The following is an 11,175-nucleotide window of genomic DNA, read 5'->3' as shown; positions in this document are numbered from 1 at the left end:
TTTGTCACCGCCCTACACACCTGTCTCTGGAGCGGCGTCTTGGCGAGCAGGATCTTGCCGGCCAGGTCGTCGTGGACCGAGATGTTCTGGCAGCTGGGTTGGGTGTTCTTGATGATGTGCGGGCCGGGGTTCTCGGCCCACTTCTCGGGTGGGGCTGCCTGTGCGGCTGCGGTCGTCAGGATGAGGGCTGCGAGCATGTTTTTCATGCTCCTGCTTATCGCAGAGCGGCAGCGGCGCATGTGGCGCCGATACAGCCTTTCGCGATCGGGCCTAGGTCTTCAGCTGCGTCCTGGTCGGCGATTACCTAGCACTTTACTAAAAGTCTTCGATACCACATGCCGACCCGACGCATCGTAGACCTCCACCGTCCAAGCTGACCAATCGCGCCGCGCGCTACCCAGCATTAGGGCCAAAGCGACCCGTTCGGCATGCGCGCGCATCAGCGCCCATGTCGGCAGCCGCTTTCTTATCCGATCGACAACGAGGTCGTGTCCGTCCGTGCAGTGGAAGCGGTAAAGCGGTGTCGGCATTGGCCTTCTACCCCGCCCTCCACACAATCTCACCGCAACGCGCATGGCCGCCGTCGCCATGGTTGAACCGTCGGTCTGCTTTTTGTCTGTTCCGTGTATGTTCTTGGAAAACTCGGAGCCGCGATGCACCCCCAGCCGCACGAACCGCCTGTGGAGATTTAGCTCACCGAGGCGGAGACGATCGCGCTGGCCTACCAACGCGCCACCCGCGGCGACGCCTGGACCGCGCTGATCCGGGCGATTGAAGACGCGCAGTCCGACTTGGCGGATGCCGAGCGCCGGACCCTGCAGCGCGACCGGCTGATCTCGCACGGCTACGTGCGGGCCGGCGCGGCCCTAGCGCTGACGGGCGACACCGCGTGAGCCCCTACGCGGTCGACGAGCTGATCCTCGGCAGCGCGGATGTCGTTTGGGTGCCGGTGATCGGGCAGGCGCTGTGTGCCGGCTTCCCGAGCCCGGCCGACGACTTCTTGGAAGGCGCATTGGAACTGCCGCGTGGGCTGGTGCCGAACCCGCCGGCCACCTTCCTGGTGTAGATCTGGAGAGATGGCATGAGTGACAACAGTGTCCATAATCAGAAACTTGCCCGCAGCGATTGTGGCCAAGAATTTAGGGGCGGCAGCGGCACGATCATGGTAGTGGACCACCGACTCTCGAGCTTGCTACGCCCAGCCTTTTAGGAGTTACACAGACGCCGCCAGCACGTCTTACCCGAGCCGCGGCCTATGTAACTCGTGAGCGACCACCGAGGTTTGCCGAAGCGCAGCACGAACAGGATGCCGGTCAACGAAGACTAACCAATTATCCAAGCGCGACCGTCCCGCGGTTTGGCTACCTTATAATGCAGCAAGAGGTCTTTTGCGCCTCACAGACATTCAAGAATGAGCAGAATTACCATACTAACTTGTCAGATTTGCATTTATTTCTGTATAATTTAATTCAGGAAAGAGCTAACTTTAGCCCCTAGTCGCAGCTCGATGTCAGCGCGAGCCGCCACTGGAAGATCGTCCCAGGAGTGTCGATAAACTACTGCATAGCAATCTGATATAAATTCGTCAGTCATTTCAACTAATTTCAAAAACCCAGGATCTCTCGGCACTGAAATTGCTGACTCTTCTAACTTTAAATGATCCGCGGCAAAAGCAGGGTGTGCATGAACAAACTGCGAAACTGCAGTGTAAAAATATTCGGTAGATCTCTTAGCATATTTAGACAAAAGGGAGTAATTCTTTTCGAAGCCGAGATCGACTAATTTTAGGTATGATTGAACTGCTTTCGGCAACAAAAGGTCTGCGCCGTTGACGATTACCATGTTGTATTCAACCGGATGATCTTTGTAGTATAGCCAAGCTATTGTGTTCTCAGTAAAAACTCTAAGTGATGACGCTGCACCGCGGTTTGATCCAATTGCCCATGCAGTTCCAGCTTCAAGTAATGATATTTTTGCGCCCGTTAAGAGCGCTCTCGCATGATTCTGGTTCGCAATCATCCACTCCCTTTGAATCCAACTTATGGTCCGCGGTAGTGAGGATTGGATTTCGTTCAAACTACCTTCGGCGACTGCAAGATTTTGTCTAACTCTTTCGAAAATTGCCTCGCCAGATTCGGTCACTCTGAAAGCCTCCAGCGATTTTTATCTTTTGTATCATTTATATCAAGAGCTTTTACTGCGGCATTTATAGTAGCAGAAGGGCCGATCGAATCAATTATCTTATCGATCCACCTTGCGAAGCTCTCTTTTTTTTCATACGCAAGGATTTCTTCAAGGTTGTCGACATCTGGCTTCATTTCTAATAGCTGGCTTGCTATCTGCCTTGCAGCCCGTGAGGGCAGTAATTCAGAATCTTTGGCCAGGCTAATAACGGTGCGACGTGCTTCAAGGTGTTCGATGCTTTTACTGCTGACACGTGGGTTTGAAGACTCAAGGTTTGAGTTTTCTAAATGGCGGAGGCGATTTCGAAGTTGCATGTATGAGCTTACTAAATCGTCTATCTCTAGGCTATGAATAGAATCAATTACAGAACGAAACTCACTCGGTGATATTCCGCTACAGGCCGCCAGCATGAATATTTTTCGCAGACCGTTTTCGCTCATAGCCCCATCCTTCCGCAAAGCTCGACTCCAACGTTTCTAAGCTCTCCTGAGATTTGAATCTTATTGGCTACCTTCCTTTCCGAGGCAAAACCAGTATAGTCTGACCTAGCGGCTAACACTCCAGAGTGGTAGATTCTGTTAGTTAGTATTTTATCTTTAAAGAAATCTGCGACACGTATATCTTTTTCGGTGTCTGTAATACTGTGCCCGCGTCGGACACCATTCATAACAATGTGGAGATTGGGAGCCGGACTGACGCTAGGGTGGTCGATCAAGCGTTTGACGAGATCAAGCCCGAGGACCGAAAATTTGTCTGGCCGAACAGGCGAAAAAACGTCGGTGGCAACTGCTAAGCCGCAGAGTGTAAGAAACGATGAGCTTGGATTCATGTCTAAAACAATTAAGTCATACTCAGATCTAGCCTTACTTATTGCGTGCTTGAAGTGGTCTCTCGCGTGATTCAGCTTGGAATTATCCGATATAAAGCTGTATTTTGTTAGCTCAAACGTTCCAGCTATCAGAGAAATGTTTTTATTTGGCTTCGTTACTAAATACATCAATTGAAACGCAAATTCCTTTGGATTGTTTGGCTCCATTTTCGAAGTATTTATATCAAAAAAATCCGATGTTGGCGCCGGCTCAAACAATCTGAGGGCGGTTTTTCCTGAGGATCCCAACGACTCATAAGTTCTTTTAGTTAGCAGCTGCTGACTTAAGTTGTATTGTGGGTCAAGATCTATCAGTAAAACAGAGAGGCTTTTTGTTGCAAATACTTCCCTAAATACGTGCGCCGCAAGCGTAGTTTTGCCTACTCCGCCTTTCATGTTTAGAGCGGCTACGACTGGTGCTGGCATGCGTGCTCTTCCAAAAATGAGTGCCGCGTTGCCCGGCAATAGCAGCATCCTACCTTAACTGCTCCTTGAATTCTCCTGCTTTTCAGTGTGCAAGTCACGTGATCCCTCCTTCGGTAGCTCGGGATGCGCAGGGGCATTTTGCTGGTCTGGTGCGCCCATACTTCAAGGGACTTAGTGTTCTCACGTTGGGCGGCGATTTTCTCGCCTGCGTAACCACGCGACTTCTAGCGATGCCGCCGAGCTTGGGACCATGTTATACAGCTATTAAACGGTCATGCCGCGGTGAGGTCGTGCTGACGCTCGCGGATGATAAGCAGCCAGGATGCCCGCCGCTCCTTTGGTCGGGCCTTCATCCGCACGAGTTTCCAGGCACCTGTGAGTTTCTCGCCATACAGGCGGAAGCCGAGCGAGCCAGCCGCGAGATCTGCCATTGGATCTCCGTCAGTCTCCCAAAGGCCCTGATCCCACACCAAGACCGCTCCGGCTCCGTATGAGCCTGCCGGGATGATGCCCTCGAACCCAATGTAGTCCAGGCGATGGTCCTCGACCGGCACGACCAGCCGCCGTTCACCAGCAACGAGGCTTGGACCAGGTGTGACCGCTTAACGTTTCAGGACGCCATCAAGCTCGAGCCGCAAATCGTAGTGGAGCCGGCGCGCGGCGTGCTTCTGCACGACGAAGGCCCGTCTGGTTATTGCGTCAGCCATTCGCTCAGCTTCGTCCAACGTCGCTTCGCGCTCCCGCCGCGAACCGCCATGCCGATCGCTTTGCGCTGGCCGATCAGCACGACGAGCCGCTTGCCGCGTGTGACGCCGGTGTAGAGGAGGTTCCGCGCAAGCATGTTGAAATGCTGCGTCACGATCGGGATCACCACGGCGGGATACTCCGAGCCTTGGCTCTTGTGGATCGTCGTGGCGAAGGCCGGCACCAGCGTGTCGAGCTCGCCGTAGGGGTAGACGACCTCGCGCCCGTCAAAGGTGACGATCACAGCGCCTTCCTCCTCGTCGATGCGCGCCACCATGCCGAGATCGCCGTTGAAGACGTCCCGGTCGTAGTCGTTCTGGGTCTCCATCACCCGGTCGCCAGGCGCAAAGCGCCAGCCGAAGCGCTCGATCTGCTGAGCCGGGTTCGGGTTGAGCACACGCTGGAGTTCATGGTTGAGGTTGCGCGAGCCGAGCGAGCCGCGCAGCATCGGCGTCAGGACCTGCACGTCCCGGATCGGATCGAGCCCGAAGGAGCGCGGGATGCGCTTGGTCACCACCTCAATCAGCTTGGCGACACCGACCTCGGGGTCGTCGATCTCGATCATGTAGAAGTCGGCCTTCTCACCCGGCTGTGGCCGCTCCGGCATCTGGCCCTGGTTGATGCGGTGGGCGTTGACGATGATCCGGCTCTCGGCCGCCTGCCGGAACACCTCGGTTAGCCGCGCTACCGGCACGCGGCCTGAGGCGATGACATCGGCCAGCACCTGGCCTGGGCCGACCGAGGGGAGCTGATCGACGTCGCCGACGAGGAGAAGCCCTGCACGCTCTGGCACCGCCTTCAGCAGGGCGTTCATCAGCGGCACGTCGATCATCGAGCACTCGTCGAGCACGAGCAGGTCACAGTCGAGCGGGTTCTCCTCGTTGCGCGAGAAGCCGCCCCGCTTCGGGTCGATCTCCAGCAGCCGATGAATGGTCTTGGCCTCGAGCCGGGTCTGCTCCGTCATCCGCTTGGCGGCACGACCCGTGGGCGCGGCAAGCAGCACCTTCACGCCTTTGGCGGTCATGATGCGCAGCAGCGAGTCGAGGGTGCTGGTCTTGCCGACACCTGGCCCGCCGGTGATGACGCAGAGCTTCGAGGCCAGCATCAGACGGATGGCCTCTCCTTGAGAGGGCGAGAGCGTCTTGCCGGTCTTCGCCTCGACCCAGGGCCGAGCCTTGTCGAGGTCGATGTTGGGCCATGGGGGTGAACCACGAGCCCGGGTGACGAGCCGCTCGGCGATCGCTCGCTCGGCGGCATGCAGGCCCTTCAGGAAGACGCAGGGCTCATGGTCGACCGTGTCGGCGATGACCTCCTCGCCACGCACGAGCTCGTCGGCGACGGCGGTGCGGACAAGAGCGACATCGACCTCGAGGAGGTTCTGAGCAAGCACGATCAGCCGCTCGATCGGGAGGCCGCAATGCCCCTCGTCCATAGCGGTCTGCAGCGCGAACGATACGCCGGCCCTGAGCCGCTGCGGGGCTTCCTTGGTCAGGCCGAGACGCATCGCGATCGCATCCGCCGTGCGGAAGCCGATTCCACGTATGTCGCGAGCGAGGCGATAGGGATCCTCGCTCATCACCACGATCGACTCGTGGCCGTAGGTCTTGAAGATCCGCACCGCCCGCGCCGTGCCGACGCCGTGCGCGTGCAGGAAGATCATGATCTCGCGCACCGCCTTCTGCTCGGCCCAACCGGAGACGATACGAGCCGCCCGCGTCGGGCCGATGCCGGAGACCTCCTTCAAGCGCTCGGGATCGGCTTCGATGATCTCGAAAGTGGCTTCCCCGAACAGCGCCACGATGCGCTTGGCCATGGCCGGGCCGATGCCGCGCATGTAGCCCGAGGCGAGGTAGCGCTCGATGCCCTCGACCCCGGTCGGCGGCGTGGCCTTGAGCGTATCGGCTTTGAACTGGAGCCCATGCTGCCGGTCGGTGAACCAGATCCCGGTCGCGGTGATCCACTCGCCGGCGGCAATAGCAGGCGCATGTCCGATCACCGGCACAAGGTCGCGCTTGCCCCGCGCCTGGACCTTGAGCACGCAGAAGCCGGTCTCGGTGTTGTGGAAGGTGACGCGCTCGATCGTGCCTGCGAGCGTCTCGAGAGGTGCGCTCCGGTCGTGGGACTTCGGCACCGTGCTGCTGCTCACATCTTACGCTCGACCAGTTCGTCGAGATAACATGGCTGCAGAAGAAGTTCGCCTCAATCAGTCCGTAGCTCGCGAGCTTCAAGGACGAGTGCCTTCGGGCTTGTGGTTTGCAAGGATCTTCACTGGATGCGAACCTCATCTGGTGTCCGAAGTGCCGTGCAAGCCCCTCAACGAACACGTAAAGGGCGAACAACGCTGGGATGGGCACCAGGGACCCGCGAGCTGGGTTCCCTCCCAGCTCCTGAAACAAGGTGCTGTCGTCCCGACTGCCTGGAACACACGATCTGGTGGCAAATCTTCCCGCTCGGCTCCGTCGGGGCCGCGCCCGAGCTCGTAGAGAGTGCACCCGTCGTGCATCCTCAGGAGCACCTGCATGCATGGCTCGATTACACCCTCGAACTTGGCGCAACAGGGCTGGCGCTCGAACCCGTCTTCGCCGCATCGACCCACGGCTACGGCACGATCGACCACTCCCGGTCGATCCGCGGCTCTGCGACGATGCGGATTTCGTCGCCCTGATCCAGGCGACTCATGCACGGGGTCTGCGCGTGCTCCTCGACGGCGTCTTCAACCATGTCGGACGCGCCTATCCCGCCTTCGTCGAGGTCCTGGAGCAGGGATCGCAGGCCCAACTCGCTGGATGGTTTAAGCTGTCCTGGCCCGACGGCGCCCGCCCGGATGCAGAGCCGGAATACGCCTGCTTCGAGGGACACCGACAGCTCGTGACACTCAATCACGACGAGCCTGCCGTGGCCGACTACGTTTTCTTCGTCATGACGAAGCTGATTCATCCGCTCCTCAGAGAAGCCCTGGATCACAGTGCGGCTGAGCGCAGCAGTGTTATGGGAATAGATTCTGGCGGGAAACCCGACTGTCGATTCTAAGAACCCGACCGGCGTGGCACTGATTGACAAAGGCCCTCCCGCTCCAATCGAATGACGTCAACCTCAGCATTGAAGAAGGCACCGCAGACGATCTTATGGAGCGCTACAGCGAGAGAGACATCCTCACCGAAGTTGGACGGAAAGCCTTCGAGGCTGCTCGGCAGTATGTGCGTGACGGTCGGGTTGTCGCCTTCGACCAGGATGATGGGGTCGTGTTCGGGCAGGTTCTCGGCACTGCCCGTCGGCCCTACGAGCAGACGATCGAAGTTGAGGGAATTCGCGGTGGTGTAGGCATCGCTGGAGAATGCAGCTGTCCCGTCGGCTTCAACTGCAAGCATGTTGCGGCTGTGCTCCTCTTTGGGCTCCAGTCGGCAAACCGGCTCACTCGTCCGTCGGCGGAGGACCGCCTTGCCCGGCTCCTCTATTCGCCCGCACAGCGTTCCGTGGCATCGTCTGCCCATAACGTGGACACCGTGCCGGGATTGGCTGCGTGGCTTGAGGATCTCGACCGAGCTCAAGCCATGGCCGAGGAAAGCTATCCGAGCAGCATCGCGCAACGTCTCGTCTATGTTCTTAGCCCGATTCCGCTCGGCGAGGGTGTTCCACGGCTCGGCGTCCAACCCATCTCTGCGCGCCTGCTCAAGGACGGACGTTTCTCGGGGAACAACCGCCCCTATGAGGCCAGCGGCGCCCTTTCTGGGACCCCCGCTAAGTTCTTAAGGCCCTCGGATCTCAAGATCCTTCGCGCGGTGGCGTTACTCAGACGCGATTACGGGGGTGGGGCTTCCATCAGCCTCGCGAGTGACGGCGGTGCCGCAATCCTCACCGAAGTTATTGCCACCGGGCGAGCACGCTGGCTCGGCCTAGACGGGCCAGTCCTTTCAGTGGGCCCACCGCAATCTGGCCGGTTCGTCTGGCAAACGGCAGGCGAGGCTGGGCTGGTGCCGGGGCTCGAACTTGACGGCCAAGGCGTCCCTCTCAGCGCTACACCGCCGGTCTATGTCGACCCCGAGCAGGGTCTCATCGGAGTTATCGAGACGAGCTATCCGCCGCGTATCGCAGCAACACTGCTGGCTGCTCCGAAAGTGCCCGGCGCAGCAGTGAAAGCGTTCAATGCCGCTTTGACAAAGCGTGCACCTGGTCTAGCCGCTTTGGCGGTTCCGGAGCCAAAGCGGGAACGTTTGGCAGGCGTGACACCGATCCCGGTCTTGAGCTTGTTTGCCGCTGATCTACCACCCGAGTCAGCCTTGCAATACGGCTACTACGGCTACGGCACGCCGCCTGCTCCAGAGCGAGTCGGGCTAGGCCGCCTCTCCTTCCGATACGGATACGTCAACATTCTTCTCGGCGATGCCGCGCCCGTGGTGACGCGGCTGACAGACGGACGCTTGATAGAGGTTCATCGTGATGCGGAAGCGGAGCGCCGTGCCATCGCGAGCCTGCTGGCCAACGATTTCGTCCCGTTGTCCGAGCGTCGCTCTCGGGTTCCGGCCACGCATGCGCATGACTTAGTGCCCGAAGGAGACGAGCTCGCTTGGCTCGACGCTCAGTTCCACATCCTGCCCCAGCTTCGGGCGGATGGTTGGGAGATCGAAGTCTCCGACAACTTCCCGGGGCGGCTGCTATGTGTCGGCGACAGCTTCGAGGCGGAGGTCCATGAGGGGTCGGGCATCGATTGGCTCGAACTCCACCTCGGCATCATCGTCGATGGCGAGCGGATCGACTTGATTGATCCAATCGTCACCATGATCGCCGCACCAGGCTTCGATCTTGAGTTGCTGGAAACCGCGGCGGAAGACGACGAGGCTTCCTATTTGCCGTTAAACGATGGGCGCGTTCTCGCCTTTTCGGCGGCGCGGCTTAAAACGATTGTGGCCGCGATCCGCGATCTTGCCTTTGGCAATGGGTCGAGAGAGGGCCGTCTACGCCTCAGCCGTGCCGATGCAGCTGGTCTCGCAGCTTTCGAGGCGGCAATGCCCGATACGATCTGGCGCGGCGGCGAGCGCGTGCGCGAGATGGGGAGACGACTTGGAGCAGCTGGCGGGATACCGTCAGCCGTCCTTCCGCCGAATTTTCGCGCCACGCTGCGACCATACCAGCACGAGGGCGTATCGTGGCTCGCCTTTCTGCGTGACGTCGGTTTCGGTGGCGTGCTCGCGGATGACATGGGTCTCGGCAAAACGGTGCAGGCTCTTGCTCTGCTAGCCATCGACAAGGCGCAGGGTCGGCTCGACGGTCCAGCCCTTGTGGTCGCCCCGACTAGCCTGATGGCGAATTGGCGCCGCGAGGCAGAGCGCTTCGCGCCTGATCTGCGCGTTCTCACACTCCACGGCCATGATCGCGCGGATCGGTTCGGCGCGATCCCCGACAGTGATCTCGTGCTGACGACCTATCCGTTGATCGCCCGCGACCACGCCGTGCTGGCAGCACGAACTTGGCCGCTGCTGCTTCTCGACGAAGCGCAGACGATCAAGAACCCTGATGCTGCGACGACGAAGCTGCTGCTTGGGATCGAGGCGCACCACCGTATCTGTCTGACTGGCACTCCGCTGGAGAACAATCTCAACGAGTTGTGGTCACTCTTCGCTTTCGCTTGTCCCGGCCTGCTCGGTGACCGCCAGAGCTTCGCGAAGCTCTGGCGTGGACCAATTGAGAAGCAGGGCGACCGTGAGCGCAGCCGACTGTTGGCCCGTCGCGTAAAGCCGTTCCTGTTGCGCCGGACCAAGACGGAGGTCGCCCGCGAGTTGCCGCCGAAAACCGAGATCGTCGAGCGCATCGATCTCCAGGGTTCGCAGCGCGACGTCTACGAGGGGATCCGCCTCTCGATGCACGCCCGCGTAAGCGCAGCGATTGCAGAGCGGGGTTTTGCCCGCAGCCGGATCATCATCCTCGACGCTCTGCTGAAGCTGCGCCAAGCCTGCTGCGACCCGCGACTTCTGAAGCAATCGACGGGCAGCGAGGACAAGGCCCACCCGACGCGCCGGACAATGGCCCGCAAGCCGACGATCCGTTCGAGCGATGCCGGCTCGGCCAAGCTCGATCGGCTGGAAGAAATGGTGGTCGAGCTGCTCGCGGAAGGGCGCCGCATCCTCGTCTTCTCGCAATTCACCTCGATGCTGCGCCTAATTCAGGAGCGGCTCACGACGCGAGCCATCGCCTATGCGCTCCTGACTGGAGCCACTCGTGACCGAGAGGGAGCGATCCGGCAGTTCGAGGATGGGGATGCCAGCGTTTTCCTGGTCAGCTTGAAGGCCGGAGGGACGGGGCTGAACCTGATCGCCGCCGACACAGTGATTCTCTATGATCCCTGGTGGAACCCCGCAGTGGAGGATCAGGCCGTCGATCGAGCCTACCGGATCGGTCAGACCAAGCCTGTGTTCGTGCACAAGCTCGTGGCTAGCGGGACGATCGAGGAGAAGATGGAGATCCTAAAAGAGCGCAAAAGCGCGTTGGCTCAATCGCTTTTTGATCCTGATGGCTCACCAACTCTCGCGATGACGCAGGCCGATCTCGAACTGTTACTGTCGGCTGATTATTAAATAGAGCAATGCAATGCAGATGAGACAATCAGGCGGAATTTCTGTGTTCGCCAAGGGTCCGAACTAAAAATTCGCGGGCACAAAAGGCACCCCCTACGCGGAGGCGAAATTTCTCTAGGACATCGTGTTATTGGATGGGTGAAAGATTTCTGCTGGCGTCAAGGAATTTTTGAAGGCGGGTCACAACCCGAATTCGAGCTTACAGATGATTGGAGATGTAATTCTGTGCGGAGCCGATCTCGCTAATCTCGCCTACCGCCCGCGCACTATGAAACGTGCCGCTTGGCTTCCGCTCAAATGATGCCAGCCGACCGAGTGCCGTCGCCGAAACGTATATCGAAGGCATCTTCCGCGCCGCGTTGTGGCCTGTGTAGGGCGGTGACA

9 protein-coding genes and 2 pseudogenes are annotated in these 11,175 nt (G+C 59.2%); 3 read left to right on the top strand and 8 right to left on the bottom strand.

Translation table 11 applies throughout. The features are described from left to right. Positions 1-197 (bottom strand): hypothetical protein (locus MFF13_RS25910; protein ID WP_238273347.1); only part of this gene is annotated, 197 nt, incomplete at its 3' end. An 81-nt stretch (positions 198-278) separates the two neighbouring features. Then, positions 279-530 carry a DUF6894 family protein gene (locus MFF13_RS26615; RefSeq protein WP_373322616.1) on the bottom strand — a complete coding sequence of 84 codons (252 nt, stop codon included), beginning with the start codon at positions 528-530 and terminating at the stop codon, positions 279-281. Between the two features lie 359 nt (positions 531-889). Between MFF13_RS26615 and MFF13_RS25900 the strand changes: the two genes are divergently transcribed. Then, complete coding sequence (locus tag MFF13_RS25900; protein ID WP_373322615.1) at positions 890-1,066, top strand: LexA family protein; 177 nt, start codon at positions 890-892, stop codon at positions 1,064-1,066. Positions 1,067-1,218: 152 nt separating this feature from the next. Here the strand turns inward: MFF13_RS25900 and MFF13_RS25895 are convergent. The 6 genes and pseudogenes from MFF13_RS25895 to recD2 all read right to left on the bottom strand — a co-directional run. Next, a pseudogene (locus MFF13_RS25895) lies at positions 1,219-1,323 on the bottom strand (IS5/IS1182 family transposase); the annotation flags it as partial. A gap of 141 nt (positions 1,324-1,464) precedes the next feature. Beyond that, positions 1,465-2,142 carry a hypothetical protein gene (locus MFF13_RS25890; RefSeq protein WP_238273346.1) on the bottom strand — a complete coding sequence of 226 codons (678 nt, stop codon included), beginning with the start codon at positions 2,140-2,142 and terminating at the stop codon, positions 1,465-1,467. Continuing rightward, positions 2,139-2,624, bottom strand: coding sequence for a hypothetical protein (locus tag MFF13_RS25885; protein ID WP_238273345.1), 486 nt, complete (start codon positions 2,622-2,624; stop codon positions 2,139-2,141). Before MFF13_RS25885 ends, MFF13_RS25890 begins: the two co-directional genes overlap by 4 nt. Further along, positions 2,621-3,478 carry a ParA family protein gene (locus tag MFF13_RS25880; RefSeq protein WP_238273344.1) on the bottom strand — a complete coding sequence of 286 codons (858 nt, stop codon included), beginning with the start codon at positions 3,476-3,478 and terminating at the stop codon, positions 2,621-2,623. Before MFF13_RS25880 ends, MFF13_RS25885 begins: the two co-directional genes overlap by 4 nt. A 272-nt stretch (positions 3,479-3,750) precedes the next feature. Further along, positions 3,751-4,068: pseudogene (locus tag MFF13_RS25875) on the bottom strand (DNA polymerase ligase N-terminal domain-containing protein); the annotation flags it as partial. A 101-nt stretch (positions 4,069-4,169) separates the two neighbouring features. Beyond that, the gene (gene recD2, locus MFF13_RS25870) at positions 4,170-6,368 is read right to left on the bottom strand and encodes an SF1B family DNA helicase RecD2 (RefSeq protein ID WP_238273343.1); all 2,199 of its coding nucleotides are present in this window, start codon (positions 6,366-6,368) and stop codon (positions 4,170-4,172) included. Between the two features lie 377 nt (positions 6,369-6,745). Here recD2 and MFF13_RS25865 point away from each other — a divergent pair, with 377 nt between their 5' ends. Next, positions 6,746-7,252 carry an alpha-amylase family glycosyl hydrolase gene (locus tag MFF13_RS25865; RefSeq protein ID WP_238273342.1) on the top strand — a complete coding sequence of 169 codons (507 nt, stop codon included), beginning with the start codon at positions 6,746-6,748 and terminating at the stop codon, positions 7,250-7,252. A 23-nt stretch (positions 7,253-7,275) separates the two neighbouring features. After that, positions 7,276-10,791, top strand: coding sequence for a DEAD/DEAH box helicase (locus tag MFF13_RS25860; protein ID WP_306422449.1), 3,516 nt, complete (start codon positions 7,276-7,278; stop codon positions 10,789-10,791). Positions 10,792-11,175: the final 384 nt, after the last annotated feature.

This window comes from Methylobacterium cerastii (assembly GCF_022179125.1).
GTDB lineage: Bacteria > Pseudomonadota > Alphaproteobacteria > Rhizobiales > Beijerinckiaceae > Methylobacterium > Methylobacterium cerastii.
Note: the sequence above shows the minus strand (reverse complement) of the source record. Positions and strands in the feature narration are given on the sequence as shown.

What these genes read in the sequence shown, in the direction of transcription:
- MFF13_RS26615 (WP_373322616.1), bottom strand. Translation starts at nt 530, where the DNA reads ATGCCGACACCGCTTTACCGCTTCCACTGCACGGACGGACACGACCTC.
- MFF13_RS25880 (WP_238273344.1), bottom strand. Translation starts at nt 3,478, where the DNA reads ATGCCAGCACCAGTCGTAGCCGCTCTAAACATGAAAGGCGGAGTAGGC.
- MFF13_RS25865 (WP_238273342.1), top strand. Translation starts at nt 6,746, where the DNA reads ATGGCTCGATTACACCCTCGAACTTGGCGCAACAGGGCTGGCGCTCGA.
- MFF13_RS25885 (WP_238273345.1), bottom strand. Translation starts at nt 2,624, where the DNA reads ATGAGCGAAAACGGTCTGCGAAAAATATTCATGCTGGCGGCCTGTAGC.